The organism is Metabacillus schmidteae (assembly GCF_903166545.1).
Lineage (GTDB): Bacteria > Bacillota > Bacilli > Bacillales > Bacillaceae > Metabacillus > Metabacillus schmidteae.
This window is the reverse complement of the sequence record NZ_CAESCH010000001.1, coordinates 2,107,118-2,134,058: the sequence shown is the minus strand read 5'-3', so window position 1 is coordinate 2,134,058 and position 26,941 is coordinate 2,107,118. Positions and strand designations below refer to the sequence as shown.

The 26,941-nt window shown below is 34.8% G+C and carries 27 protein-coding genes and 1 riboswitch; of the genes, 10 read left to right on the top strand and 17 right to left on the bottom strand.

Going from position 1 to position 26,941, the window contains the following annotated elements; translation table 11 throughout:
* The first annotated feature begins 168 nt into the window (after positions 1-168).
* Positions 169-1,737 (top strand): IS1182 family transposase, encoded by a 1,569-nt coding sequence (locus HWV59_RS10165; RefSeq protein WP_175638779.1) that lies wholly within the window; start codon positions 169-171, stop codon positions 1,735-1,737.
* A 107-nt stretch (positions 1,738-1,844) separates the two neighbouring features.
* Here the strand turns inward: HWV59_RS10165 and queF are convergent, their stop codons facing one another.
* From queF to queC, 4 genes are read right to left on the bottom strand one after another with little or no spacing between them, the layout of a single operon-like run.
* Positions 1,845-2,342 (bottom strand): preQ(1) synthase, encoded by a 498-nt coding sequence (queF, locus tag HWV59_RS10160; RefSeq protein ID WP_102231824.1) that lies wholly within the window; start codon positions 2,340-2,342, stop codon positions 1,845-1,847.
* A 24-nt stretch (positions 2,343-2,366) separates the two neighbouring features.
* Positions 2,367-3,095: a 7-carboxy-7-deazaguanine synthase QueE gene (queE, locus tag HWV59_RS10155; RefSeq protein WP_102231825.1), complete on the bottom strand. Its 729-nt coding sequence runs from the start codon at positions 3,093-3,095 to the stop codon at positions 2,367-2,369.
* On the bottom strand, positions 3,092-3,535 hold the full coding sequence (queD, locus tag HWV59_RS10150) for a 6-carboxytetrahydropterin synthase QueD (RefSeq protein ID WP_102231826.1): 444 nt from the start codon (positions 3,533-3,535) through the stop codon (positions 3,092-3,094). Before queD ends, queE begins: the two co-directional genes overlap by 4 nt.
* A complete protein-coding gene (queC, locus tag HWV59_RS10145) occupies positions 3,532-4,194 on the bottom strand; it encodes a 7-cyano-7-deazaguanine synthase QueC (RefSeq protein ID WP_102231827.1) in 663 nt (220 codons plus the stop codon). Before queC ends, queD begins: the two co-directional genes overlap by 4 nt.
* A gap of 314 nt (positions 4,195-4,508) precedes the next feature.
* Between queC and HWV59_RS10140 the strand changes: the two genes are divergently transcribed.
* On the top strand, positions 4,509-5,849 hold the full coding sequence (locus HWV59_RS10140) for a DUF2254 domain-containing protein (protein WP_102231828.1): 1,341 nt from the start codon (positions 4,509-4,511) through the stop codon (positions 5,847-5,849).
* Positions 5,850-5,868: 19 nt separating this feature from the next.
* Here the strand turns inward: HWV59_RS10140 and HWV59_RS27030 are convergent, their stop codons facing one another.
* The 5 genes from HWV59_RS27030 to HWV59_RS10120 all read right to left on the bottom strand — a co-directional run bounded on the left by HWV59_RS27030 (position 5,869) and on the right by HWV59_RS10120 (position 10,413).
* Entirely contained in the window at positions 5,869-5,994 is a 126-nt protein-coding gene (locus HWV59_RS27030; RefSeq protein WP_219722822.1) for a DUF6254 family protein, read from the bottom strand.
* A gap of 146 nt (positions 5,995-6,140) precedes the next feature.
* Positions 6,141-7,484, bottom strand: a complete 1,344-nt coding sequence (locus tag HWV59_RS10135; protein WP_102231829.1) for a hemolysin family protein — start codon at positions 7,482-7,484, stop codon at positions 6,141-6,143.
* A 462-nt stretch (positions 7,485-7,946) separates the two neighbouring features.
* On the bottom strand, positions 7,947-8,513 hold the full coding sequence (locus HWV59_RS10130; RefSeq protein ID WP_175638778.1) for an HAD-IA family hydrolase: 567 nt from the start codon (positions 8,511-8,513) through the stop codon (positions 7,947-7,949).
* Positions 8,514-9,263: a metallophosphoesterase family protein gene (locus HWV59_RS10125; RefSeq protein WP_175638777.1), complete on the bottom strand. Its 750-nt coding sequence runs from the start codon at positions 9,261-9,263 to the stop codon at positions 8,514-8,516.
* A 121-nt stretch (positions 9,264-9,384) separates the two neighbouring features.
* A complete protein-coding gene (locus HWV59_RS10120; protein WP_175638776.1) occupies positions 9,385-10,413 on the bottom strand; it encodes a YkvI family membrane protein in 1,029 nt (342 codons plus the stop codon).
* A gap of 242 nt (positions 10,414-10,655) precedes the next feature.
* Between HWV59_RS10120 and HWV59_RS10115 the strand changes: the two genes are divergently transcribed.
* The 5 genes from HWV59_RS10115 to motB all read left to right on the top strand — a co-directional run bounded on the left by HWV59_RS10115 (position 10,656) and on the right by motB (position 16,321).
* Positions 10,656-12,782: an ATP-dependent Clp protease ATP-binding subunit gene (locus tag HWV59_RS10115; RefSeq protein WP_175638775.1), complete on the top strand. Its 2,127-nt coding sequence runs from the start codon at positions 10,656-10,658 to the stop codon at positions 12,780-12,782.
* A gap of 155 nt (positions 12,783-12,937) precedes the next feature.
* Positions 12,938-13,957 carry a potassium channel family protein gene (locus HWV59_RS10110; RefSeq protein ID WP_102231834.1) on the top strand — a complete coding sequence of 340 codons (1,020 nt, stop codon included), beginning with the start codon at positions 12,938-12,940 and terminating at the stop codon, positions 13,955-13,957.
* Positions 13,958-14,091: 134 nt separating this feature from the next.
* On the top strand, positions 14,092-14,364 hold the full coding sequence (locus HWV59_RS10105) for a hypothetical protein (RefSeq protein ID WP_102231835.1): 273 nt from the start codon (positions 14,092-14,094) through the stop codon (positions 14,362-14,364).
* A 402-nt stretch (positions 14,365-14,766) separates the two neighbouring features.
* The gene (gene motA / locus HWV59_RS10100) at positions 14,767-15,567 is read left to right on the top strand and encodes a flagellar motor stator protein MotA (protein WP_102231836.1); all 801 of its coding nucleotides are present in this window, start codon (positions 14,767-14,769) and stop codon (positions 15,565-15,567) included.
* Positions 15,560-16,321 carry a flagellar motor protein MotB gene (gene motB / locus HWV59_RS10095; RefSeq protein ID WP_102231837.1) on the top strand — a complete coding sequence of 254 codons (762 nt, stop codon included), beginning with the start codon at positions 15,560-15,562 and terminating at the stop codon, positions 16,319-16,321. Before motA ends, motB begins: the two co-directional genes overlap by 8 nt.
* A 48-nt stretch (positions 16,322-16,369) precedes the next feature.
* On the opposite strand, the gene HWV59_RS10090 is transcribed toward motB, so the two are convergent.
* On the bottom strand, positions 16,370-16,825 hold the full coding sequence (locus HWV59_RS10090; protein WP_102231838.1) for a MarR family winged helix-turn-helix transcriptional regulator: 456 nt from the start codon (positions 16,823-16,825) through the stop codon (positions 16,370-16,372).
* 407 nt (positions 16,826-17,232) lie between these two features.
* On the opposite strand from HWV59_RS10090, the gene HWV59_RS10085 reads away from it, so the two are divergent.
* Entirely contained in the window at positions 17,233-17,970 is a 738-nt protein-coding gene (locus HWV59_RS10085; RefSeq protein WP_102231839.1) for a ZIP family metal transporter, read from the top strand.
* A gap of 39 nt (positions 17,971-18,009) precedes the next feature.
* On the opposite strand, the gene HWV59_RS10080 is transcribed toward HWV59_RS10085, so the two are convergent.
* Positions 18,010-18,261 (bottom strand): aspartyl-phosphate phosphatase Spo0E family protein, encoded by a 252-nt coding sequence (locus HWV59_RS10080; protein ID WP_102231840.1) that lies wholly within the window; start codon positions 18,259-18,261, stop codon positions 18,010-18,012.
* Between the two features lie 341 nt (positions 18,262-18,602).
* On the opposite strand from HWV59_RS10080, the gene HWV59_RS10075 reads away from it, so the two are divergent.
* Positions 18,603-19,379, top strand: coding sequence for a divergent polysaccharide deacetylase family protein (locus tag HWV59_RS10075; RefSeq protein ID WP_102231841.1), 777 nt, complete (start codon positions 18,603-18,605; stop codon positions 19,377-19,379).
* Positions 19,380-19,425: 46 nt separating this feature from the next.
* On the opposite strand, the gene cbpA is transcribed toward HWV59_RS10075, so the two are convergent.
* Positions 19,426-20,064 (bottom strand): cyclic di-AMP binding protein CbpA, encoded by a 639-nt coding sequence (cbpA, locus tag HWV59_RS10070; protein WP_175638774.1) that lies wholly within the window; start codon positions 20,062-20,064, stop codon positions 19,426-19,428.
* A 396-nt stretch (positions 20,065-20,460) separates the two neighbouring features.
* Here cbpA and abc-f point away from each other — a divergent pair, with 396 nt between their 5' ends.
* Entirely contained in the window at positions 20,461-22,164 is a 1,704-nt protein-coding gene (abc-f, locus tag HWV59_RS10065) for a ribosomal protection-like ABC-F family protein (RefSeq protein ID WP_102231843.1), read from the top strand.
* A 20-nt stretch (positions 22,165-22,184) separates the two neighbouring features.
* Here abc-f and HWV59_RS10060 read toward each other — a convergent pair whose 3' ends face one another.
* The 5 genes from HWV59_RS10060 to HWV59_RS10040 all read right to left on the bottom strand — a co-directional run bounded on the left by HWV59_RS10060 (position 22,185) and on the right by HWV59_RS10040 (position 26,840).
* Positions 22,185-22,727, bottom strand: coding sequence for a 1,2-dihydroxy-3-keto-5-methylthiopentene dioxygenase (locus tag HWV59_RS10060; RefSeq protein WP_102231844.1), 543 nt, complete (start codon positions 22,725-22,727; stop codon positions 22,185-22,187).
* Between the two features lie 39 nt (positions 22,728-22,766).
* Positions 22,767-23,387, bottom strand: coding sequence for a methylthioribulose 1-phosphate dehydratase (locus HWV59_RS10055; protein ID WP_175638773.1), 621 nt, complete (start codon positions 23,385-23,387; stop codon positions 22,767-22,769).
* Complete coding sequence (locus HWV59_RS10050) at positions 23,384-24,046, bottom strand: 2-hydroxy-3-keto-5-methylthiopentenyl-1-phosphate phosphatase (protein ID WP_102231846.1); 663 nt, start codon at positions 24,044-24,046, stop codon at positions 23,384-23,386. Before HWV59_RS10050 ends, HWV59_RS10055 begins: the two co-directional genes overlap by 4 nt.
* Entirely contained in the window at positions 24,043-25,284 is a 1,242-nt protein-coding gene (gene mtnW, locus HWV59_RS10045; protein WP_102231847.1) for a 2,3-diketo-5-methylthiopentyl-1-phosphate enolase, read from the bottom strand. Before mtnW ends, HWV59_RS10050 begins: the two co-directional genes overlap by 4 nt.
* A gap of 210 nt (positions 25,285-25,494) precedes the next feature.
* A riboswitch (SAM riboswitch) is annotated at positions 25,495-25,604 on the bottom strand.
* Between the two features lie 60 nt (positions 25,605-25,664).
* A complete protein-coding gene (locus HWV59_RS10040; protein ID WP_102231848.1) occupies positions 25,665-26,840 on the bottom strand; it encodes a pyridoxal phosphate-dependent aminotransferase in 1,176 nt (391 codons plus the stop codon).
* Positions 26,841-26,941: the final 101 nt, after the last annotated feature.

Here is a 26,941-nt window from a genome sequence, read left to right as displayed (position 1 = left end):
TCATAAAAAAAGATGAGGCTGGGACAAAACCCACTCTGAAATGAAAAAGCCGGTGAAATTTTACGACGAGTAAAATTTCACCGGCTTTGATTTTTTTGAATAAAAATAAGGACCACTTCTGATAAAATAAAGTTACCACACAAAATTTCATCCGAAAGAAGGGTCCTTATGTTTAGAAATTATACCATGAATCAATTAGTTCTGCCTTTAGATTTAGAAGTAAAATTACAAAAAAATGATATCGCCTTCCATGTCCATCATTTAGTTGAAAGTATTCCTCATGAAGCGTTCGAACCATTTCTTCGAAATGAGGGTTGCCCTGCCTATCATCCACGCATGATGCTAAAAATTATCTTATGCGCCTACTCACAATCTGTTTTTTCAGGACGTAAAATTGAATCCCTATTAAAAGACAGTATCCGTATGATGTGGTTAGCTCAAGGATATGAACCCAGCTACCGTACAATCAACCGATTCCGTGTTCAACCAGAAGTGAAAGAATTAATTCGCCAGTGTTTCGTCCAATTCCGTTGTCAATTAATTGAAGAAAAACTTATCGATCAAGAAGCGATTTTTATCGATGGTACAAAGATTGAAGCGAATGCGAATAAATTTACGTTTGTCTGGAAGAAATCGGTTGAGAAATATCATCAAAGTTTAATTGAAAAGTCAAACCAGCTATACCATGAGCTACTTGAGAACGAAATCATACCTGAAATTGAACGTGAAAGCGATGAACAGTTATCATTAGAAGAGCTCACTGAAGTTGTTCAAAAAGTGGACGATGTCGTAACCGCATATGATAAACAAATTGAAGCATCGTCAGACGTTACAGAACGAAAAGCTTTAAGAAATGATCGTAAATATCCAAAACAAATCCGTAAACAGTTGATTGATTTTGTCATGAGAAAAAAGAAATACCAACAAGACCTTGAAATCCTTGGTGCGCGGAATAGCTATTCTAAAACAGATCCAGAAGCAACATTTATGCGAATGAAAGACGATTATATGAAAAATGGACAATTGAAGGCAGGTTATAATGTACAAATCGCCACGGAAGGTCAATACTCGCTTGCCTATAGTTTATTTTCTAACCCAACAGATACGCATACGTTAATTCCATTTCTAGATGAGATTGAGCAGCATTATTTCGAGTTGCCAAAACACCTTGTCGCAGATGCAGGTTATGGTAGTGAACAAAACTATAATGATATCCTTTTGAACAGAAAACGAGAAGCACTTATTACGTATAATATGTATTTGAAAGAACAAAAGAAAAAGCACAAACAAAACAAATTTAATCCCGACAACTGGCAGTATGATGAGGAAACAGATACATATACATGCCCTAATCAGAAACGCCTTGAATTTCAATATCATTCTGTCCGTAATAACCGTACAGGCTTCAAACGGAATTATAAAATCTATGAATCTGAGGACTGTACAGGATGCCCATTCCGTTCATCATGTACAAAAGCAAAAGAAGGTAACAATCGAAAAATAATGGTGAATGAAAAATGGGAACAGCAAAAAGAATATGTAAGAGTGAAGCTTTCAGAAGAAGAAACGAGTGCCATCTATCGAAAACGTAAAATCGATGTGGAACCAGTTTTTGGATTCTTGAAGGCCAATTTGCGTTTCACTCGATTTTCGGTACGAGGAAAACCGAAGGTTGAAAACGAAATGGGACTCGCGTTAATGGCAGTGAATTTAAGAAAATTCACTGCCAACAACTAAGGTAATAGAAGAATTTTCCTCATAAATAGAGAAAGGTGAATTTGAGTATCCTCAAATTCACCTTTCTCACTATTTGAAGCTAGTTATGTCCCAGCCTCATCTTTTTCTTATCTATTATCTACCGTCTCCGGATACAAATCATGATTCATTAAACGGTATTGTGCCATTTCCTCATATTTTGTTCCGGGTTTTCCGTAGTTTGTGTAAGGATCAATCGAAATCCCGCCGCGCGGAGTAAATTTCCCCCACACTTCAATGTAGCGTGGTTCCATTAATTCAATTAGATCATTCATAATAATATTCATGCAATCTTCATGAAAATCACCGTGGTTTCTGAAGCTGAATAGATATAACTTTAACGATTTACTCTCAACCATTTTTTCGTCAGGAATATAGCTAATATAAATTGTAGCAAAATCCGGTTGATTTGTTATCGGACATAATGATGTAAATTCCGGACAATTAAATTTAACAAAATAATCACGATTTGGGTGTTTGTTATCAAAGGATTCCAGAATATCAGGAGAATACTCGAACAAGTATTTAACCCCTTGATTTCCTAATAATGTAACATCTTTTAATTCTTCGTTTTTTCTTCCTGCCATAATATGGCCTCCTTACATTTTTTGTTACACGCCACGTTTGTTTCCCCAAACTAATGTATGAAGCTGTGGTAATACTCGTACTGTATTTAACTCTGAGTCTGCAATCACTTGATCAATTAACCACTCATATTTCTTTAGTAAATGTTGAACAAGATGATCTGTATCAATACCATGAACATCATCATTTCCTACCTGCAGGTATAATGGGATTTTCGGGTAACGTTTATAAACATTTTTGGCATACTGAAGATCTTGTTCGTTAAACACAACGACTTTTAAACTAATAGACTGAGAAGTTTCTACTTCCGTTAACTCATGAATGATGTGATCAAGCTTATCAAAATCTGTGTTCATTCCAGAGCTTGGCGGCTTTGGGGAAATGGTTAAATCATCTATTTGCTTTAACCATTCTTGATAACGACTGCCTTGTGTCTCAATCGCAATTCTCTTTCCATTATCTTTTAGTAAAGAAATAAGCTCTTGAAGATTTCCTAAAAGAGCTGGATTTCCCCCTGAAATGGTGACATGTGAAAAGCGATCTCTTCCTAATTCAACCAACTCAGACCAAATCTCTTCTGCAGACATTTGTCTAATATCATCTTTCGCTGATCCATCCCATGTAAAGGCTGAATCACACCAGCTGCATGAATAATCACATCCAGCAGTACGAACAAACATTGTTTTTTGTCCAATAACCATTCCTTCACCTTGAATGGTTGGACCGAATATTTCTAATACCGGTACTTTTTTCACGCACGTCCCTCCTTACGTTTCGGGCGGAACACAACATAGCTAGTTGGTGTTTCTCTAACAAAAACTTGAACACATTTAGGTTTATTTTCTTTTGTATCCAAATCTTTTTGTATTACTTCATAAATTGCCCTAGCCATTCCTTCAGTTGTGGGAAAATAATTCGAATCCTTATCCGAAAAAAGTTCAGTATGATCATTTAATAGAGAATGGTCAAAACGGTTATGAATTAATTTTTTTAATGAAGCAAAATTCACTAAAAAACCAGACTCATCAAGTTCATCACCAGCTATGGTAATGTTAACAAAATACGTATGACCGTGAACTTTTTGACATTTTCCTGCATCCTCATGTGGAATATAGTGTGCTGCAGCAATATGCATATCCTTATTTAATTCGAATTCGTAAGGATGCTGAACTTGAGGATAGATTTGTTGCATCATTGCTTATTCACCTCACTATCTGCCAAGTACTCATCAAGACCTTTCTGACGCAATTCACATGCAGGGCATTCTCCACAACCTTCAGCAATAATTCCGTTATAGCATGTTAGTGTCTTATTACGTACAAAGTCCAGAACACCAAGCTCATCAGCCATTTTCCATGTCTCTGCTTTATTAATCCACATGAGTGGAGTATGAATAACAAACGGACGATCTAAAGCTAGATTTAACGTCACATTACAAGATTTTACAAAGGCATCACGACAATCAGGATAGCCGCTAAAATCAGTTTCACAAACGCCTGTTACAATATGTTTTGCCCCGATTTGATTTGCTAAAATAGTTGCGAACGATAAGAACAAAAGATTACGACCTGGAACAAAGGTTGAAGGAAGTTCTCCTTCCTTTTGTTCAATCTTAATATCCTCTCTTGTTAATGCATTAGGAGCTAACTGATTTAATAAGGACATATCTAGAATATGATGTTGAACCCCTAATTCCTTCGCAATAGATTGAGCAACCTCTATTTCTAAGCTATGTCGTTGATTATAATTGAATGTTACAGCCACAACTTCCTTAAACTGCTTTAAAGCCCAAAACAAACAAGTTGTGCTATCTTGTCCACCACTAAAAACAACAACTGCTTTTTCATTTTTCATTTAAACCGTTCCCTTCTTCAATATCTTACGTGTATAACACCGTGTATTTAACACAAACTTTACATATTAAGTGATTATTAATTGGAAAATAAAGCAAAAACAAAAAAACACCTTCGAATTAATTCGAGGTGCCTGCTTTTGTTCATCTATAATAAAACTTATATCTTATTTGAAAGATATCATAGTTTTTTATAGAGGGTTTAGCTAGAACCTCTCCCAATTTGACAAAATCGGATTTTTGTTAAATTTTCAACTAAGAAAATATATCACGAATTAATTGTTTTTGCAATGAATTTATCAATGGAGGAATTCATATGTCTCTTAAGCAAATAATCATTCGTGTTCGAACAAGTTTCTGGTACTTGCCTGCAGTCTATAGTATCTTTGCCTTTATTCTAGCCATTATAAGTATGTTTATTGATAGATATATGCTGACAAACAATTTTTATAAAAGTATACCACCTATTTTTTTATCAGATGTAAGTCTTGCACAAACTATTCTTAGCTCATTGTCCACTTCTTTATTAACAATGACCACCATTACGTTTTCATCTATTCTAGTCGTTTTGACAACTTATTTATCACAGTTTTCACCAAGAACTCTTCAAAATTTCATAACAGATCACCATACACAGCGTGTGTTAGGTATTTTTATTGGTGGATTTATTTATACCATTATATTATTACTCTTAGTTCGAAATCATGATAAGTCTACTTTCTATATTGTACCAACCTTCGCAATTATCGTATCGATTATTTGCTTAGGAATGTTTGTCTTTTTTATTCATCATGTCACAACTTGGATTAAAGTAAGTAACTTGATCTTTAATATTAGTCAAAAAACCATTCAATCAATTCACAACCATTTTGTTGATGAAGATATTTATAAAGAGAATCCACCTTGGGAGAATTGGGAGTTCGATGAAATTCAAACAATAGAACCTTATATCTTATTCAGTAAGCGATCAGGATATATAGAATATATTGAATTTGATAAATTAATGACACATTCAATGGGAGTTAATCACATCATCAAAATCGAACAGGACTTAGGGAATTATGTGGATGAGAATACACCACTGATCTCGGTTTGGAGGCTGAAGGACAAAGAGCAAGCAGAAGATTATTTATCCTATATTACGATTTCAACTGATCAAGAGCCTGTCCAAGATGTTCACTTTGGGCTTCAAAAACTCGTTGAAATTGCCTTAAGAGCCATGTCTCCAGCCATAAATGATCCTTATACAGCCATAAACAGCATAAATCACCTTGCAAAAATTTTAACGTTACTCGGTAAAAAACATTTAGCGACACCATTTTATTACGACCACCATCGTCAATTAAGAGTCATCTTTGAAAAGCCTAAATTTGATGACTACTTATATGAATGTTTTTATCAGATTCGCCATTATGCAAGAGAAGATGTATCGGTTATGACCTCTATCTTAAAGGCATTAGTATACATAGCGCAAGGAAATTCCCCCTTTATTAAACAAGCTGTCTGGGATTTTTCATATTATATAGTAGAGGGTTTAAAAGAAACGAAATGGTTAATGAAGGATCAAGAATACTTGAATAAACATTTAAAAGACATAGCCAAAGCTTGTCAAAAATCTAAACAAATAAATGAATTGCTATTAATCGAAAAAAGGTGAGAATCCCCACCTTTTTTTCTTATTGATCTTCTTTTTTACCTGCTTCCTCAGCAAGTTGATCAAATGATTTTACTTTACCATGAGGATTTTGTGATTGCTTTCGTACAGTCCACTGACGTTCTTTTTGGGATTTTGATTGCGTCAATAAAAACTCCCCCTAGAAACATTTTTAGCCTCTGCTTCGAAGCCTTTTTATGATATCCACATGACGTAAATTCCATTCCAAAACATCCCCATTAAAGAGTATTTATACAAAAAAAAGAACCCACATTTGTAAGTTCTTTTCATCAATTATGAAGTTGCTACTTTTTTATCAAGTATACTTGTGGTTGATACAACATGTGGAACTGTAGTAATTTCAAGTGAACGAATATGATGGTTTTCCATTTCATGAACTTTAAAAATATGGGAACCAAATTCAATATAATCCCCTTTTTGAATGTCATAACGTTCTGTTAATACCCATCCACCAATTGTGTCAACGTCAGTATCATCAATATCTAACCCTAATAATTCATTAATTTCACTAACGAGTACTTTACCGTCAATAATATATCTGGCATCAGATAATTTCTGTATTAATGGGACTTCGTCCGCATCGAATTCATCACGGATTTCCCCAACTATTTCTTCTAAAATATCCTCTACCGTTACTAAGCCAGCTGTACCTCCATACTCATCGATTAAGATTGCCATATGAATTCTTTCTCTTTGCATTTTTAATAAAAGTTCATGAATTGGAATAGACTCTATCACTTGAATAATAGGTCTAACATATTTTTCAATTGAGAATGATTTTTGATTTTCTACTTGAATTAAATCAGTAAAGATTTCCTTAATATTTACAATTCCAATGACATGATCTTTGTCACCATCTACAATTGGATATCTTGTATATTTCTCATCTTTAATAATTTCAAGTTGCTCTTGAATAGGCGCATCAATTGATAACGATACGATTTCAGTACGCGGTACCATTATTTCCTTAGCAATTCGATTATCAAATTCAAAAATTTTATTAACATACTTAAACTCCGATTGATTAATCTCTCCGCTTTTATAGCTTTCAGAAAGTATTATTCGTAATTCTTCTTCACTATGTGCCAGCTCATGCTCTGATACAGGCTTAAATCCGAAAAGTCCTGTAATAAATCGAGCGGATCCGTTTAGTAACCAGATAAATGGGTACATTATAAAGTAGAATGCCATCAAAGGTTTTGCGAACCATAAACTTACAGCTTCCGCCTTTTGAATTGCAACAGTTTTAGGTGCTAATTCTCCAACAACTACGTGTAAAAATGTAATTGTTGTAAAAGCAATCACAAAAGATAACACAGTAGCTACAGATGCTGGAAGATCATACTGCTGAAATAAAGGATTCAGCATATGTTCTATAGTTGGTTCTCCCAGCCACCCTAAACCTAAAGCTGTGATGGTTATCCCTAACTGACAGGCTGACAAGTATTCATCAAGATTGTTGATGACCTTCTTTGCAGCGTCCGCCTTTTTGTTTCCTTCTGCAATTAATTGGTCAATACGAGAGCTTCTAATTCTAATGATCGCAAATTCAGAAGCAACAAAAAAACCCGTAAGAGCGATTAAAATTGCAACAAGCAACAAATTCACTATGTCCAAATAAGCTTCCTTTCTCCGTTACTAACGGAAAAGGAGTCACCTCCTGAGAGTTAAGTCTTACTTAATAATATATGTTATTAAACTTCTCATTATCAGCGTCCGCTTGGAGTACAATAAGGGATCTGATAATTGTATTTATTTTTAACACTGCCCCATATTATCACCCCACAGTTTTAGTTAGAATTATCATAATATGAAAGAAACTCTTCAGTCAAACAAAACACTTAGCCGATTTCTTAAATAAATATGTGATAATACGTTTAAAAATACCTTTTCCAATGAAAAACCACATAATATGACCTTAAATGAGCTTTTTAACACTTTTGTACGAATTAGATTGAAAAAACCGCTAATTCTCAAGTTATAATAAAGAAATATTTAGTTTAGATTACTTTTAACGATAAAGTTTTATTCCATCATATAGTCAAACAAAAAACCCGCCAATTGGCGAGTTAGAAAAGCTTACAATAATTTTTCAATTTCATCGAAGTTCCGATATGATTCTAAATAAAAGTCAGCTCCTTGCGAAGGATTCTGAAAGAGGCATGTTAAAATTCCAATTTCCTTTGCTGGCAAAATATCCAATAGACGATCCCCTATTGCTAAATCCACATGATATTTTTCGTGTAGATACCGGTAAGAAGCTGAATCGGGTTTTCTCGGAAAACCATCATCACCTGCTACAATTTCTTGAAAATGTGCATTCCAATGATAATAATCTAAAATCACCTTAACTTCATCCCTCGGTTTATGTGTCATTATCACATTGACATTCGCTTTTCTAAGAATGTCTTCAACATAAGGAAATGGCTTTTTCATTTCCGGAGAAAGAGACTTTTCTTTCTTTTTAAACGTATTAATCTCTTCTTCTGACAAATTAAAGTAATTTGCCGCATGGCTAAAGGACACTTTTAGCTGTTTTAAAATTTCTTGTTTATCAGTACTTCCACCCAAAAGTTCATGCATGACAAGCGTAAATGCTGGATATGTATCAAATAGAGTTCCATCAAAATCCCATAAAATATTCATTCATTCACCTTTACTAACTGTTTTTATTCCACGGTATGTAGCCGTTGTTAATTCTTTAATATATGGTTCCAGATCAGGCATATTCACATCTTTTGCTAATTTAATCGCGTAGTTAATATCATAAGGTACTCTGACAAACTGAATAGAGAAAGGAGCTGCATCTTTTGATTCGTACTCTCCCTCTAAAATGACATAAGCTGAAGAAGTATGATCAAGTGGATTCCCTACACTTCCTGTATTAAAAAGTGTTTTTCCGTTAAGATGTTGGACAAACGCATTATGTACGTCTCCATACCCGACTACATCAGGTTTCACCAATGAGTGACCGGTATATTTCGTGTTTTCAAACATACTGAGACGCTTTTCTATCGAATCCCAAGGTTGGATACGCGTGTATAGGCTGAATGGTGAAGCGTGGAATAATCGGATGAATTTACCACTTATATAAAAATCAAGTGAAAATGCTAATGACTCCAGATAACCATTTTGTTCATCTGTTAATTGTTTTTGATGCCATTTTAATGCTTCAAAATCAGTCTCTTTCGTAATAAAATCATCCCAATTCCCCTTTAAAACCATCTCACATGATTGTTTGATTTTTTCAATTGCCTCAGAAGACCCTGGTCCTTTTCCTACTAAATCTCCAAGACAGAAAATCCTTTTTATTCCTCTTTTTTCTATATCTTCTAGTACAGATGTCAGTGCAGGTATGTTTCCATGTATATCAGAAATAATAGCAATTTGTTCCATAACATATAGCCTCCTCATCACGTCTTGGCAGCTTGTCCTTTAAGAAAACCGAAGTCAATTGCGAATTCTTTGCAAAACGACTTCAGTGTATTTATTTCTTTAGTTTAGCACAAAACTGCGATCATTCCGGCACTTTTTTAACGATCAATAAGACAAGCATTCCTAAACAAACGTATCCAAATATTGGATATAAAGAAGAGATTAAAGAACTATACCCGATCTTACTGATAAATGCCGCTATACACAAAATCGCACACACAATAATTATACTTGGCACATTTATAAATGAAGCAATTTGTCTTTCAAGTCCATACAGATTACCAATAACCGAAGTAAATACTTCTCCATATATTACTGCAATATATATATAATAAACGACATACAGTGTTGATTTCATTACCTCTGCCATTGGAATATCAAATATTTCCACATTTGGTAACGAAGAGAGAGCGATATGACTACTAATTAAAATAGCTGTGAGAAAAAAACCTCCTATCATCCCTCCTCTTTTTAATATTTTTTCATCATTTATTTCAGTTGCTAATGGGACAAGAACTGCTGCTGACATCGTTAAATTAAATGCAGCATATGAAAAGCTTGAGAGAATCCATTTATACGATGCTGAAGATTGTTCAGGTAATATTTGAAATGAATCGATCGAAAATGCTTGTACAGCTAACAACAAACTAAAAACAATCAACATTGGAACGACAATAAGATTCACACTAAAAAGTCCTTTTATTCCGAAAGTCATAACAGCAATCGTCAACAATATGGTAATGACCACACCAAGTCGAACTGATAAGCCAAGCTGTTCTTTAAAAATAGCTCCTGCTCCTGATAACATGATGGATGTTAATCCTACTAACACAATAAGCATAAATATATTGACGAATCTGCCGAATTTTATCCCAAATAAATAAATCATCACATCCTGGTACGATGTAGCTTGTATCCTTTTGGATAAAATAAGCATTTTCGTTCCAACAAACATAAAAAGAATCCCAGCTAACAAGATACCTGCAAGTCCAAAAACGCCGTATTTTGTAAAAAATTCAACAATCTCTCTTCCAGTTGCAAATCCAGCTCCCACAACAGTCCCTATATAAACAGCCGCTATTTGAAAAGGAGCGATCCAAGATCTTCTCATCCAGTACACCTCACTAAAGTTATACAAGCTTGTATCATTATATGAAGGAAAAATAGGAAGATTCTAATTCGTTTCTAAACGCTTGGAAAGAATTGCTTAAATCAAAATAGTTGAAAGTCAAAAAAGGTCAAAGTATACTATGGTCAAAGAAGGTCAAATAAATGATCTTTATTTTTTATCCCATTAGTCAAAGTTGGTCAGAACCTACTCATCACGACTATTATGAAAAGGAGTTTTGAATAATGCAATGCGAAAACTGTAAAACAAATAAAGCTACTATTCATTTAAATATTCAAATTAACAAACAACAAAAACAACTAACTTTATGTCCAGAATGCTATGCATCATATAAACAAGCTATTCCTACTGGTTTAACAGGAGGATTATCTTCATTTTCATTTGATCATTTTTTCAAAGGTTTTCAACCACAATCATCAGGTATGGAACAAACGCAGACACAAGCTCAGCAAGGTGGAGGAGGTATTCTTGACCAACTAGGTAGAAATTTAACTTCTGCTGCACGTGCGGGTATCATTGATCCTGTCATTGGACGTGAGGATGAAGTAGACCGGGTTATTGAGATTTTAAACCGTCGTAATAAAAACAACCCTGTCCTTATTGGTGAGCCAGGTGTTGGAAAGACAGCAGTTGTGGAAGGTCTTGCCCTAAAAATTATAAATGGAACTGTCCCTGCTAAGCTTGCAAACAAAGAGGTTTATTTACTTGACGTTGCATCACTAGTCGCAAACACAGGTATTAGAGGCCAATTTGAAGAAAGAATGAAGAAGTTAATTGAAGAGTTACAAAACCGTAAAAATATCATTCTTTTTATTGATGAAATTCATCAAGTAGTAGGTGCAGGATCTGCCGAAGGCTCCATGGATGCCGGAAATATTTTAAAACCTGCTTTAGCTAGAGGTGAATTACAATTAGTTGGAGCAACCACCTTAAAGGAATACCGTCAGATTGAAAAAGACGCAGCTTTAGAAAGACGCTTCCAACCAGTAATGGTTCATGAACCTACTCTTGAAAAAGCGGTTGAGATTCTCAAAGGAATTCAAGTAAAATATGAAAGCTACCATCAAGTTACTTACTCCGATGAAGCCATTAAGGCTTGCGTAAATCTCTCACATCGCTACATTCAGGATAGATATCTTCCAGATAAAGCGATTGACTTACTTGATGAAGCAGGTTCGAAAAAGAACTTAATGCAACTCTCACCTACTAATAATGAAATTGAGAAGCGTTTAGTTCAATTAAAAAATGAAAAACAAGAGGCAACAAATGCTGAAAACTATGAACTAGCTGCAAAGCTACGAGATGAAGAAATAAAGCTAGAAGCACAAATAAATCAATATGAAGCTACTGAAAACCTAAACGTTACTGTCGAAGATATTCAAACGATTATCGAATCTAAAACAGGTATTCCAGTTGGAAAGCTTCAGCAACATGAGCAATCACAAATGAAACATTTAGAAAAAAACCTTTCTAATAAAGTGATTGGCCAAGAAGATGCGGTTAAAAAGGTTGCAAAAGCAATTAGACGAAGCAGAGCCGGTCTGAAATCTAAAACTAGACCAATTGGTTCCTTCCTATTTATTGGTCCAACTGGTGTTGGTAAAACCGAGCTTACTAAATCATTGGCAGAAGAGTTATTTGGTACAAAAGATGCAATGATTCGCCTTGATATGAGTGAGTATATGGAGAAACATACTGTTTCAAAAATTATCGGTTCACCTCCAGGTTATGTTGGTCATGACGAAGCCGGGCAGCTAACAGAAAAAGTTCGTCGAAACCCATATAGCATTATATTATTAGATGAAATTGAAAAAGCTCACCCTGATGTTCAGCATATGTTTTTACAAATTTTAGAGGATGGTCGCCTAACAGATAGTCAAGGTAGAACAGTTAGCTTTAAAGATACAGTCATTATCATGACAAGTAATGCTGGTGTCGGAGAAAAACGTGTGACTGTTGGCTTTGAAACCTCTTCTAATACTGCAGTTGAAGAAAGTAAGCTTTTAGAATCGTTAGGAGCATTCTTTAAACCTGAATTTTTGAATCGATTTGATAACATCATTGAGTTCTCTTCATTAGAAAAAGAAGACCTCATAAAAATTACGACACTAATGATGGACGAGCTCGCTGAATCCTTATTAGAACAAGAGATTTCCATAACAGTTACTGATGAAGCTAAAGAAAAGCTGGCGACACTTGGCTATCATCCAGCATTTGGAGCCCGTCCACTACGCAGGGTTATTCAAGAGCATGTAGAAGATAAAATTACAGACCTTTTGTTAGATCAGGAAAAAATTAAACAACTTATCGTTGATGTAGAAAATAATGACATCATCATTATAAGTTGTTAACCACTGAAGGATTGTCTGAATTGGACAATCCTTTTCTTATGGATGTTTTTTTAGTAAAAGCTCTTCTAAATCAACTAAAAAAAAAGACCCTTTTTATGTTACTATTTTCATAATGTACTATTTATAAACATCTTCAACACAAGGAGGGATATACCATGTTATTGATACGATTTTTTTTAAAGGCCCTTCAAATGAATAGTTGGGTACTTATTCTCGCGACTATAACTCTTGTACTATCAAGTAGTTATATTATTTATTATATTGAACCTGAAACATTTACTACTCCATTCGAAGGTCTATGGTGGACGATGACAACTGTTGCTACTGTTGGATATGGAGATGTTTCACCTGCAACAGTAAGCGGAAAAATCTTTGCTATGTTTTTATACATTATTGGAATTGGACTTATGAGTATTTTTATCGGAAAAGTAATCGATTTCTTTAGCATTCGAAAACGATTAAAGGAGGAAGGAAAATTGACGATAACGACGAAAAATCACATTCTATTAATCAATTGGACAAAAAAGGCTGCTATTACACTTGATGAACTTTTAAAAGCATTTGAACATATCCAGGTTGTTATCATTGATGAGCATTTACCTAAAACACCTCTCCACCATGACAGAGTAGAGTTTGTAAAAGGAAATCCTGCGAATACTTCTGTACTTGATCAAGCAAATATCCTTCAATCTAAATCTATTATGATCTTTTCTCCTGACGATCTTCAAACTGCTTCTCAGGCTGATGGTCACACATTATTAATCGCTTCTATGATTAAAGGCATTGAAAAGGAGAAAAGCAAAAAACTATATACTCTCTGTGAGGTTACGAATTCAGCACATATTAATGCTTTTGCGCATGTAAATGTTAATGAATACATAACGGCTAACGACACAGCTGCACATCTTGCTGCACGTTCTATACTATTTAATGGATCAAGTGAAGTCATTCGGCAACTCACAAGCAATGAAGGATATGACTTATACTCTGTTCCTAAAAAATCAGAATGGAGAACTTATGAAGATGCAAGAAAGGACCTTTCTAAACATGGAGCACTTCTAATTTCAAACGGCAATGATTTTTCAATAATTAATCGACTTCATGAAAGGATACCTGAAGAAGCAAATTTATTCATTATTTGTAATGATGATAGTTATATGAATATCATTACTTAACTGCCATAGAACAAGTGAGAATCTAAAACTTCCTCCCTATTTTCTCACTTGCTTTTCCCCATATCTTTTTTCTGATATTAAACATTGGCATGGCATGTCTCCAAAACACATATACATGCTATGAGGTGTTGTTTATGAAAGGACGATCAACAACGATTCTACTATTTATTTCATTCTTTTTTCTCCTATTTAATGGCTCTGCCATTGGATTCATTTTGTTACACTTTAAATTAGGAGTCGGCTTTGGAATAGCATTATTTTGCAGTACGAGTTTATTTGGTGCACTCTTAGCAATGATCGCATCAGAAAAAAATTCAAGCTTCTACTCTCGTTTATTGTTCTACTGCAATCTGATCATTACTTTACTCCCCTTCTACTATTTTGGTATTGCACTCCTTTTTAGTTAATCATGCTCAGTCAAACGACTGAATAATCTCCTTCTCATTACTGATCTATTTTTCCATCAGTTTGCCGACGTCATATTTTCATATCTCCTCTATGATGAAATTAACAAAATCGTTGATTGGAGATGAAAAGTGATGTTTTTTAATGAGTACACACATAAAATACTTTACGAATTTTTTGTAGAAGAAATTGAAGTCCAACTAATTGAAATGAATATGTATGAAAATCAAAATAATGATGTGCTAAATACTTCTCCCCCTAAAAACAGTTGATCAATGAAAAGAATATGATAATCGCCCTCTTTGTCATATTCTTTTCACAACTTCTCTTGAAAAAACCTAAAGTTTTTCCTTTTTCCTCCGATATAATACATAAGAAAAATTTGAGGAATTTGGTGATTTACAATGGATAAAACGTCATTACTTGGTTTACTATTAGCAGCAATTGCTGTTGGAGTTGGGATGTTTATGAAAGGTGTTAGTCCCGTCGTACTTATTAATCCGGCTGCATTATTAATTATTATTTTAGGTACAGCTGCTGCGGTTGTGATTGCATTCCCTACCAGCGAAATTAAAAAGGTCCCAAAACTATTTGGAGTCATTTTCAAAGAACAAAAAACATTTACTATTCAAGAATTAATTCCTTTATTCTCTGAGTGGGCTCAAGTTGCCCGTAAGGAAGGCTTACTAGCACTTGAAGCAAAGATAACTGAAGTTGATGATCCCTTCCTAAAGAGTGGGTTATTAATGGCTGTTGATGGTCAAAACGCAGAATTTATACGCGATGTTATGACCGAAGAAATTGAAGCGATGGAAGATCGTCATCAGGCCAATGCCTCTATTTTCACCCAAGCAGGAACATATGCCCCAACCCTTGGTGTACTTGGAGCAGTAGTTGGATTAATCGCTGCTCTTTCTGATATGAGCAATACAGATGCTTTGGGTCATGCTATTAGTGCTGCATTCGTTGCAACACTATTAGGAATATTTACAGGCTATGTTCTTTGGCATCCATTTGCAAACAAATTAAAGCGCAAATCAAGACAGGAAGCTAAGGTAAAGCAGGTAATCATCGAAGGTGTGCTTTCGGTATTAGAAGGACAAGCACCAAAAGCAATTGAACAGAAATTAGCCACGTATTTACCTGTTGCTGAAAGAAATAAATTAAATGCTTCTATTTCTGAGGGAGAGAGCATAGATGGCTAAAAAGAAAAAACATAAACATCATGATGAACATGTAGATGAGTCATGGCTTGTCCCTTATGCTGACTTATTAACATTACTTCTTGCACTTTTCATTGTTCTATTTGCTATGAGTTCAGTTGATGCACAGAAATTCCAACAAATCGCCAGATCATTAAATGCAGCCTTTACCGGCGGGACTAGTGTGTTGGAGTACCCCAGCCCAACACCAGAAGCTCAAACGGAGCAACTCAATATGGATAAAGAGCAATCTGAAGAAAATATAGAAGAAGCCCAAAAACGTATAGAACAACAGAACTTACAAAAAGTACAGGATAAAATAAATACTTATATTAAAGAAAATAATCTTGAATCAAACTTACAAACAACTTTAACTGACGAAGGATTAATGATTACAATTTTAAATGATATTTTCTTCGATTCAGGCAGTGCAGACATACGATCTAAGGATGTTCATTTGGCAAGGGAAATATCTGAATTACTTGTTATGAATCCTCCTCGGAACATTATTGTTAGCGGTCATACAGACAATGTCCCTATTAACAACTCCGATTTTGATTCAAACTGGCACTTAAGTGTCATGCGCGCTGTGAATTTTATGAAAATACTGATTGAAAATGATAAACTCGATGCTAAAGCATTTAGTGCTAAAGGATTTGGTGAATACAAACCGGTAGCAAGCAACGACACGAAAGAAGGAAGACAGAAAAACCGCAGAGTTGAAGTTCTTGTGTTACCGTATGAACAGAAAAATTAAATAAAAAAGGATGATCCTAAAAGTTTCAGGATCATCCTTTTTTAAAATTTACTCACCTTTCATAATATCATTAGCATGAAAGCCGACCTTTTTAAGAAGCTCAGTAACTAGGTTTTTCTCTTCATCAGTCAATACACTAACGATTTCAGCAATTTTTTCTTGATGTGCAGGAAAAATCTCTTCAATTAGTTGCTGTCCATTATCAGTGATTTGCGCATGTGTAACACGACGGTCATTAGGACATGCTCTTCTTTCCAACAATCCTTTTTGCTCTAATTTATCAACAACATATGTGATGCTTCCACTTGCTAGGAGTATTTTTCCACCAATCTGCTGTAATGGTTGTGGACCTTTATGATATAGCAGCTCAAGAACAGCAAACTCGGTTGGATTTAAATTAAATGTAGATATATGTTTATTCACGACATCATTAAAAGCCCTATGCGCGCGTGAAAGAACGATAAAAAATTTTAAAGATTCTTCAATATTCTTTGTTTTTTCCATTTTTCTCAACCCTTTAAAAAAATTATCTTGAATTCAAAATATTGATTTAGCATAATAATAGACTATGTTCATCAGATTGTCAAACTCCTAAAAAGTTCAGCGTAAATAAGACCTTTGTTTAAAAATATCTTACACAAGTTTTCAGTTCGTATCAATAAATACCCATCTTAGAAATAAAGATCCATAAGCACACCGAGCCCACTTCATCATATACTTACATAGAGTCGTTTTTACTCCGTGTATAAAAAGTCACACATAATTCGATGAATTCTTTGTTCAAATCAAAAGATTTGCATTCGTAGTATAATTTCAAACAATTTTGTTTCTTGATCGTATTAGTTTAGCTATAATAGTGCTAAATAGCAATTTTGAACAAAGGGTATCCATAGTTAAAGGAGAAAACTCATATGTCTGATGTAATAATAGGTAGTATTTTATCAGCCCTATCAACAGGATTAGGTGCTATACCAATCCTTTTTCTACAAAAAACCATTACACATCGCTGGAGAGACATTTTATTAGCATTTACAGCTGGAATTATGATGACTGCTGCGATGTTAGGCTTAATACCGGAATCTTTAAAATATGGCGGGTTGGTAGAGGTATGCATCGGAATATTTTTAGGTGTTTTAGTACTGACCTCTCTTGAAAGAGCCATCCCTCATATTGATTTAGAACATACCAAAAGTGGAATAAAATTTGATGAAAAGGCATTGCTCATCGTTGCGGCAATAACGTTGCATAATATACCTGAGGGATTATCTGTTGGGGTTAGTTATGCATCTTCTGTAAGTGAAAATGAAACCGGAAATTTAATTGCTTTTGCAATTGGATTACAAAATGCCCCTGAAGGCTTTTTAGTTGCTCTGTTTTTAATCAATCAGAGTATCAAAAAAGGAAAAGCATTTCTAATTGCGACCGCTACTGGAGCTGTAGAAATTGTCGCATCGTTACTTGGATTTTATTTAACTAACTATGTGGAGTTTCTTGTCCCATATGGTTTAGCCTTTGCTGCTGGAGCGATGTTATTTATTATCTACAAAGAGCTAATACCAGAATCCCACGGTGATGGAAATGAACAGTTTGCCACCTACTCTTTTATTACCGGTATTCTTTGTATGGTCATCTTAATCAATAGCTTTTAATCCAATTAAAAAATACAGTGCTCCCACTGTATTTTTTGATTAATATGAGTACGTATCTTGAAGTGAAAACATCTTCATCTTTGGAACAAAATGCTGAAACGGTCCTCGTTTCGGCTTTTTTTCATCTATTAAAATCTGTTGATACTCGTTTAAAAGCACGTCCAAATCTTGACTGCATTTCACAGCTAAATCACTTGTATAGCCTTCTCTGTTCGCGGTTTCAATCATTTCTTCTCTTTTATTATTTATTAGCTCGAGTAAACTAGTTTTCATACGGTCTGTATTATTCATCACATAGCCTCCTAGTTATTCATTTATATGGAATCTAGGACTTCAAATAGTGTGTTTTATCAAAATCCATTTAATTATGACAAGAATTATTACAGAATTTATCAAATCTGTAAAGCCTAACGCAAATTTAGACATATTTCGCATAATAAAATATGACAAAATTGTAAACATATTCACTTTAACTTGGCTTATATGTTTTTATTCCCACATTATGTATTTTCTAAACTTCCATTTTTTTTACACATTTATTGTTCTAAATTGGTTATGTTATAAAAAAAGTTTGTTTTAGCATAAATTTTTTTACAATCATTCCAAAATTGATCAATAAAGGAGTATTACATATGAAAATATTCATGGTCTTCTGTTTTCTTTTTGTCAACTTTACACCTCATTTGCTATCTGAAACTTCTCAACATACAAGTCCAAAACAAGTAGCCATCGTTATTGATGACTTTGGAAATGACATGAAAGGAACGGAGGAAATACTATCCTTACCTATCCCTCTAACAGTTGCCGTTATGCCTTTTATGTCCACAACTAAAAAAGATGCAGAAATTGCTCATCAAAAAGGACATGAAGTCATTCTTCACCTTCCAATGGAACCATTACATGGAAAAAAAAGCTGGTTAGGACCTGGAGCGATAACAAGTGATTTATCTAATGAGGAAGTACGAGAAAGAGTCACGAAAGCAATAGAAGACGTTCCACATGCAGTTGGAATGAATAATCATATGGGATCTAAGATTACGGCTGACCCTCGTATAATGAGAATTATTTTGGAGGTATGTCAGGAGAAAGGATTATATTATTTAGATAGTAAAACAACTGGAAAAAGTGTTGTAGAAAAATTGGCAACTGAGTTAGGGGTCCCTTATTTAGAAAACGAAATGTTTTTTGATGAACAATATACAATAAATCATATTGTAAGACAGGCTAATATTTTATTAAACCGAATTGAGAATGATACTGAAATTATCGCTATAGGTCATGTTGGGATTGCCGGAGAAAAAACAGCATCGGTTTTAAAACAATATGTACCAAAGGTCTTAGAAAAGGCAAAACCTGTAACATTATCCGAATTATTTATTCATCCCGAGGATGTGACAAACTTTCAGTAGTAAACAAAGGGACTGTGCTACAATGAGGACAATCCCTTTGTAACAGTTATTTTGTTTTATCAATACGGTCGATTGCTGTAACACGGAAATCTTTATCTTCTAATTTTTTTACAACTTTTTGAAGTTTTTCATCAGTTAAATCACCAGAGAGATTTAAAATAATCCTTCTAATATACTCGTCACCGTTGTCTAACGTTAACAAACCTTCAATATTGATATCTTTTACAGCTGTTACTAAATCCTTTATAGCACCTTTATGTTCCTTCGTACCAATCGTTAGAAGAACTCCACCCGTTTTCATACCGAAGGAATCTTCGAGTACATCCATAATGTTAGAATGGGTAATAATTCCGGAAAATTCATTATGCTCATTCTTCACAGCTAAGAAAGGCAACCGGCGGATCGTTAAAAATGTCTTAAAGAATGAATCGTCTTCATATATGTAAGCATCTTGATTTTTAATTAATGGCTCAATAAAATCTGTTTCCTTTCCATTATGCTCAACAAAATGCTCTAATAAATGAACTTTATAGATAAATCCAACAAACGTTCTCCCTTCATCCTTTAGAACAGGTACAGACCTATATCCTATTTCCTTTAAATAGTCATATGCTTCCTTGACAGTCCATTGGCTATCACAATACTTTACTTCCGCTTTCTTCACGAAATGATAACGCACCTTCATGACACAACCCCCTTGTAGTGTGTTTGATTAGAATTTATCATAGCCCTCGTTATTAGTAAAGGTCATGTGCAAATCCTTCTTTAGAACTTGTTGTATATGATACTCCGTAAGCTGTTGCATTATCATTCCCTCTTACATATAATAAAGATAACCAAGTCGGAAAGGGTGAATGTTGAGACAATGAAGTTCTAATCTTGTTTTTCAGGCTATTATTTTTCATTTATTTAATTTGAATCTTAATATTACCTAGAGAAATTGGATTAGTCTGCATTCTTCAACATTATACATCCTATATGAACAAAATAATGTGTTCTTTTATTTACAGGAAACACATATTTTTTGCATAGGAATATGTATTTTTAAGAATGACTCTCTAGGGCTAGGGGGGCTTTTTTTATGCTTACAGTACGAAATATACACAAACATTTTGGTGATCAACAAATAATAAACGATGTTTCCTTTGAAATTAAAAAACTAGATCGAATTGGTCTAGTTGGTATTAATGGAGCAGGGAAATCAACACTTGCTAACTTGATTTACGGCCTAATAGAACCTGATAGCGGTTCAATATTAAAATCTCCTGCACTTAAGATTGGTTATTTAAAGCAATCTGTTGATTACCAATTAGCAATCAACACAAATCTTTCAAGTGAATTCCTTGAAAAGACAAGTGAATTAGGACTATCTAAATATCGAACCTGGGAAAATGAACGTCTCTCACATTTAAGTGGTGGTGAAAAGCTCAAAGTTGCCTTAGCTGAAGTTTGGGCAAGTCATCCACATATTCTTCTACTTGACGAACCAACAAATCATCTTGATTTTCAAGGGATCAATTGGTTAGTGGACCAACTTGAATCATTCAAAGGTGCAATTGTTATTATATCTCATGACCGTTACTTTTTAGATCAAACTGTTAGTCAAATATTTGACCTGGAGAACGGTAATCTTACTGCCTATGAGGGAAATTACACGGGATTTTATGAGAAAAAGAAAAAAAATCGAGAAATTCAATTACATCATTATCAGAGCCAGCAGAAAGATATTGCGAGAGTTGAAGAGCAATTGGATCAATTGCAACAATGGGCTGGTAAAGCTCATCGAACAATGCGTGACCAAGAAGGCATGAAAGAGTTCCATGGTGTAAAAGCTAAAAAACTTGATCGTGCAGTGAAATCAAAAATGAAAAGGTTAAAAAATGAATTAGATAAAAACAAGGTTGAAAAACCATCTGAAGATAAATCCCTGTCCTTTCAATTTAAAGCAAATGGAAAGAAAGGGAACCGAATCATTGAGGCAAAAAATCTTACGAAAACTTTTCAGAACAGGATGTTGTTTCAGCAAAGTCAATTTTATATTAAGCATGGAGAAAAAATTGGTGTTTATGGACCAAATGGTTCCGGGAAAACAACATTATTAAAAATGTTGATTGGAGAAGAACCTATCACATCAGGTCACTTAAACATTAGCTCCTCTCTTAACATCGCAACCTTAAGCCAAGATGTTGCAGACATGGACGTTTCACAAACAGGCTTAGACGCATTACAAATTTCAGATCGGACACAGTTATTAAAAGCAAGAACAACTTTGGCAAATATGGGTATGGACGCTAAAAAGCTTAATCAGCTTGTTGGAACATTAAGTCTAGGCGAACGGACAAGAATTAAGTTAACAAGCATGCTAATAAATGAGTACGATCTCTTAATCCTGGATGAACCTACGAATCATTTGGATTTAGCAAGTCGAAATCAATTAGAGCTAACATTAAAAAATTTTACAGGAACGATTCTTGTCGTTTCCCATGATGTTTATTTCTTACAACATGTTTGTGATAAGTTGCTAGTTTTCGAAGACAAAAAAATTAAACGTGTAGAAATGTCGATTGAAGAATATGAAAAAAAACGAAATACTCCCAATAAAACCTCCTTATCTAACGAAAAGGAAGTTGAAGAAGAGTTATTGCGAGTGAACACAAAAATCTCTGAAATACTCGGAGAGCTAAGTTTATTAACTCCAGATTCTGATAAATATGTTGGATTAGATAAGGCGTTTCAAAACTTAATAAAGAAAAAACAATGTTTATTAAAAAAAGCGGAGAATTAATATTCCTCCGCTTTTTCATATTACTTTGTTAATTCTTGTTCCTCTTGATAAGGATGTGCCACCCATCCTTCTGTTTCAATAAATAAACGAACAGCCACAACTTGGCGATCTTCCATTAATGTAAAGAAATGTGGATTTCCTTCTGGCACAGAAATAACATCTCCTGCTTCCAATTCTACATCAAAGTATCCTGTTTGATCGTCACCTTTAATAATAAAGATCCCATGACCGGCTGTAATAGCACGAACCTCATCTTCTGTGTGTGTATGAACATTTTCAAACTTCTTAAGTAACTCTTCAAGGTTTGGTGTTGCATCTGATAATGCCACGATATCCCAAGTCTTGTAGCCTCTTCTTTCAGCTAAATCTTCAATTTCAGCTTTGTAAGCTGTCAAAATTTCTGATTTCTCTTCATCACTAAGAACGAACTTCTCAACTAAATGTGATGGAAGCTTACTCATATCCCAATGCTCATATAGAACACCTTGTTTTTCTAAAAATGCAGAAACCTGCTCTTGACCTTCAATTACTTCTTTTGTGTTTCTTACTTTAATAACTGCCATGATTGTCTCCTCCAATTTCTAATGTGATTGTACACTTTCCTAACGAACGGCCTTTAATGCCATCAGTTTCAAATGATAGGAAAATAAAAATTCACTAGCTTCTAAGAATTTCTTTGCTTCTAATGCATCTCTTCCCCAGACAGTAATACCATGATTACGGATAAGGACAGCACCTGCATCACCTCTAACATATTCACTAAACTCCTGAGCCAATGTAGGAATGTGTGCGTGATTATAAATAATTGGAATTGTGAATTCGGCATCCTCATCCCATAAACCATACGCTTTAATGATTTCTTGACCTTTAAACGTGATCTTTCCCTGATCACCATAAAGTTCAGAAATTACGTTGTTATCAACGGTATGTACATGAAGGCTGCAACCTGCACTCGTTTTATTAAATATTTCAACATGTAATAGCGTTTCAGCAGATGGTTTTAAATGAGTGTCCTGAACAGGTTGACCCTTGCCATCAACAAGTAAAAAATCTTCATTCGTTTCCTTTGTTTTATCCTTTCCACTTGCCGTAACAAGAAATGAAATTGGATCACTATTCACTTTTATAGCCAAGTTTCCACTTGTTCCTGGGAACCACTCTCTCTTTGCCAGCACCCTTTTAATATCAGCTAATTCTTCCCAGCGTTGATCTAGTAAACTCACACACTCTCCTCCTCTATCTGGTCAAGAATGTTCATCACATCATAAAATGTTGTAAACGATTGATGTGGCAGCCCTAACTCTTTACATTTTTCTAGTAACAAATCTCTAGCAATTACAAAATCCGCTAATTTTGCTGCCTGTAAATCTGTTATTGAGTCACCAATTACAATTTTCTTCTGATCCTCATGTGTCAGCTGACGAATAAGTGACGGCTTACAGCACCCACATTCATTCGTACAATATTCATCACAGTTATTTGGCCATTCAATCTCTATATTTTCCTTAGAGAAATTAGCCACATTACAATAAATTTGATCTTCATGAACCAATCCGTCAAGAAGCGGATAAACAAAAAAGTCAATTCCTCCACTAACAACATAAAGTGGAATGTTTTTGTCTTGTGTATATTGAACAAACTCTCGAAAACCTGAACGGATCTCTGCATGATTTAGGATATACTCCACAATTTGAGCCTTTGATGAGGAAGGAAGTAATTGAAACATCTTCCCTACCCCTTCTTTAATGGAAATATTCTGAGAGAGCACTCCTTCTTTAAGAGCATCCCATTCAGGTGGAGCAAATTTTTTCATAATAGCTATGATGTTATCTGTCTCTGTGATCGTCCCGTCAAAGTCACAAATAATTACTTTGTCACTCATTTGCTCACCTCTTTGGCACCCCAAAGATTAATGGCAAGCTTAAGATCTTCGCTTGTTTCAGATGCTTCCTTCAGTGTGATACCGGAAAGGGCAGCATCGATAGCTGCGCGGAAAGCTTGTCCTCCACCAATCGCTCCGTTAGGATGTCCATGGACTCCACCACCGGCATTAATAACGGAATTAAGACCAAAATCATTCACTAATAATGGAACTAAGCCAGGATGAATGCCTGCAGACGGAACCGGGAACGATTGCTTAAATCCTTCTTCTTTCAAGCAAAACTCCGCAATTCCAAGTGCTTCCTTTCGATCCAGTGCTACACTTCCATAAGGAGAAGGGAATAAAGAGAAGTCTGCTCCAGACATTCTAACTAACTTCCCTAATAACAATGAGCTTGAAAATCCATAAAGGTTAGATGCAGTTGAAGCACCACTTACAGCAGGATGCGCCATAATTGGAATCGTAATTTCCGGGTCTTCCGCTATACTTTGCATTACATCCAGTCCATAAGCAAATACATTAAAAAGCAATACACTAGCACCAAGTTCAGTGGCTCTTTTCGCTTTTTCCTTCAGCTCAAATGTTTTACCTGATAAGTTAACTGCGTATAACGCTTTGTGTCCTGTTTCTTCAAATACCTGATGTAACACTTCTTTACCAGCTAAGATTCTATCTTCAAAAGGTGTTAAAGGATTCTCAAAAAGAATTTCATCATCTTTTACTAGATCAACCCCACCTAATACCTGCTGCTTTAACTGATCCTTTAAATAAACAAGATCTCTGCCAATGACACCCTTAAAAATACTCATAAGTAGTGGTCGATCATGAACACCAACTAATTCCCGTATTCCGGAGACACCGAATTTTGGTCCCGGGAAAGCCTTTTTCAATTCTTCAGAAACCTCTAAGTCAAGCAGTTTCACTTCACCATCAAGAGATAGTTTTCCGAAAACTGTCGTTAAGATTGCAGGTAGATCATGACTATAATTTAAACTCGGATAAGCAATTTTAATAATTCCTTTAGTAACAGCTTTCCCAAGATATTGATTTGTTTTTTCGCAACTTTCAAGCTGACTGACTTCTAATACACGACCTTTATGGGCTTTTAATTGTTCTTGTTCAAGCAAGGGAAGATCGGTCCATGAACCAACCGTTAAGCCCAATGCAATCCCTTCGGCTTTTTTGTTTAAGTCACCTTTTGCATCGTGTACAAGATATGTAGCAATAACTTCACTCACTGATAACCCTACTTTCTCAATACATCTGACATTTTCTGAATTTTTCTATTAATCATATTAATTTTAACATCTTTCATTCTATAATGCATTTGGATCCTTGGATTAATCTTGAACATTTCGTTTCAATTTTTGTGTCGCTTTCTAAGCATAAAAAACCCCTTTGAATAGGTCAAAGGGGTTTTGTTTACGTGCATTTGTAAAGACAAATTTCCCTTATCTATCAGCTTTAGCTGCAAGAATTAGCACCGTGCTTAACACGGAATGTTAAGTCGGTTGCCGGGCTTCATCGGGCTAGTCCCTCCACCTGCTCTTGATAAGAACGAAACGTTCATATTTTAAATTAATAAGATTATGACAGAAAAAAATATAATTTGTCAAGATTAGAAAATATTTAATTTTTTAATTCTTTCAACGGCTTCTCTTAATCTTTCTTCAGATGTTAGTAAACCAACCCTTACATACCCTTCACCATAATCTCCAAATCCTACACCGGGCGCTACTACAACATGTGCATTTTCAAGCAAATAATCTGAAAAGGCTTGAGAGGATTCAAATTGACTTGGAACTGGAAGCCATGCGAAAAATGATCCAGCCGGAGCAGTTACTTTCCATCCAATTTCAAGACATGCATCAATAAGAGCATTTCGTCTGGATTCATATAAAGCATTTAGTTCCTCAACACATGTTTGCGGGCTTAATAACGCATGTGCAGCTGCTTCTTGGATGGCACTAAACACACTCACATACATATGATCTTGAAGTAAGTTTAAAGCCTCAATTACAGAAGGATTACCAACTGCAAAGCCAATTCTCCAACCAGCCATATTGTAGGTTTTAGAGAAGGTATATATTTCAATTCCAACCTCTTTTGCACCCTTAGTTTGCAAAAAGCTCATTGGTTTTTTACCATCAAAGCCAATTGCTCCATATGCGAAATCATGGACAACACAAATATCATGATCGTCAGCGAACTGTACCGTCTCTTCAAAAAATTCTTCAGATGCTGTTGCCCCAGTTGGATTATTTGGATAGTTAATAAACATTAATTTCGCTTGTTCAATGACATCTTTTTCTATATTTTTATAGTTCGGTAAAAACTTGTTTTCTTCTAACAAGGGCATAACTTCCATTTTTGCACGAGCTAATTCCACCCCTGACCAATAATCAGGATAACCTGGATCAGGCACTAGTACTACATCTCCTGGATTTAGGAGACATTGAGGAACCTCAACTAAGCCTGCTTTACCACCAAATAGGATTGCTACTTCAGTTTGTGGGTCAATCTCTACTCCATATTCCCTTTTGTAAAAAAGAGCAACTGCTTCCTTTAAAAAGGATTGACCACGAAACGGAGAATACTTATGGTAATTTGGGTTCTTTACTGCTTTTTCCATTGCTTCAACAATATGTGCCGGTGTTGGTCTGTCTGGATTTCCTTGACCTAAATTAATAACATCGTGACCTTGCTCAATGATGTTGTTCACTTTCGCAACAAGGCTTGCAAAAAACTGCTTCGGTAATGTATTTAATAATTCAGATTGCTTAAATTTTTTCATTTTTAACACCTACTCAAAAAATTCTTGAAATTCTAGTCACAAATAATATATCGTTAGATACAACTTGTAAAGTAAAAAATTTTAATTGAAGGTGTGAACCA

Bases quoted from the DNA above. Each gene is read 5' to 3' on its own strand.
- HWV59_RS10165 (WP_175638779.1), top strand. From the start codon at position 169: ATGTTTAGAAATTATACCATGAATCAATTAGTTCTGCCTTTAGATTTA.
- queF (WP_102231824.1), bottom strand. From the start codon at position 2,342: ATGGCAGGAAGAAAAAACGAAGAATTAAAAGATGTTACATTATTAGGA.
- queD (WP_102231826.1), bottom strand. From the start codon at position 3,535: ATGATGCAACAAATCTATCCTCAAGTTCAGCATCCTTACGAATTCGAA.
- queC (WP_102231827.1), bottom strand. From the start codon at position 4,194: ATGAAAAATGAAAAAGCAGTTGTTGTTTTTAGTGGTGGACAAGATAGC.
- HWV59_RS10140 (WP_102231828.1), top strand. From the start codon at position 4,509: ATGTCTCTTAAGCAAATAATCATTCGTGTTCGAACAAGTTTCTGGTAC.
- HWV59_RS10130 (WP_175638778.1), bottom strand. From the start codon at position 8,513: ATGAATATTTTATGGGATTTTGATGGAACTCTATTTGATACATATCCA.
- HWV59_RS10125 (WP_175638777.1), bottom strand. From the start codon at position 9,263: ATGGAACAAATTGCTATTATTTCTGATATACATGGAAACATACCTGCA.
- HWV59_RS10120 (WP_175638776.1), bottom strand. From the start codon at position 10,413: ATGAGAAGATCTTGGATCGCTCCTTTTCAAATAGCGGCTGTTTATATA.
- HWV59_RS10115 (WP_175638775.1), top strand. From the start codon at position 10,656: ATGCAATGCGAAAACTGTAAAACAAATAAAGCTACTATTCATTTAAAT.
- HWV59_RS10110 (WP_102231834.1), top strand. From the start codon at position 12,938: ATGTTATTGATACGATTTTTTTTAAAGGCCCTTCAAATGAATAGTTGG.
- HWV59_RS10105 (WP_102231835.1), top strand. From the start codon at position 14,092: ATGAAAGGACGATCAACAACGATTCTACTATTTATTTCATTCTTTTTT.
- motA (WP_102231836.1), top strand. From the start codon at position 14,767: ATGGATAAAACGTCATTACTTGGTTTACTATTAGCAGCAATTGCTGTT.
- motB (WP_102231837.1), top strand. From the start codon at position 15,560: ATGGCTAAAAAGAAAAAACATAAACATCATGATGAACATGTAGATGAG.
- HWV59_RS10090 (WP_102231838.1), bottom strand. From the start codon at position 16,825: ATGGAAAAAACAAAGAATATTGAAGAATCTTTAAAATTTTTTATCGTT.
- HWV59_RS10085 (WP_102231839.1), top strand. From the start codon at position 17,233: ATGTCTGATGTAATAATAGGTAGTATTTTATCAGCCCTATCAACAGGA.
- HWV59_RS10080 (WP_102231840.1), bottom strand. From the start codon at position 18,261: ATGAATAATACAGACCGTATGAAAACTAGTTTACTCGAGCTAATAAAT.
- HWV59_RS10075 (WP_102231841.1), top strand. From the start codon at position 18,603: ATGAAAATATTCATGGTCTTCTGTTTTCTTTTTGTCAACTTTACACCT.
- cbpA (WP_175638774.1), bottom strand. From the start codon at position 20,064: ATGAAGGTGCGTTATCATTTCGTGAAGAAAGCGGAAGTAAAGTATTGT.
- abc-f (WP_102231843.1), top strand. From the start codon at position 20,461: ATGCTTACAGTACGAAATATACACAAACATTTTGGTGATCAACAAATA.
- HWV59_RS10060 (WP_102231844.1), bottom strand. From the start codon at position 22,727: ATGGCAGTTATTAAAGTAAGAAACACAAAAGAAGTAATTGAAGGTCAA.
- HWV59_RS10050 (WP_102231846.1), bottom strand. From the start codon at position 24,046: ATGAGTGACAAAGTAATTATTTGTGACTTTGACGGGACGATCACAGAG.
- HWV59_RS10040 (WP_102231848.1), bottom strand. From the start codon at position 26,840: ATGAAAAAATTTAAGCAATCTGAATTATTAAATACATTACCGAAGCAG.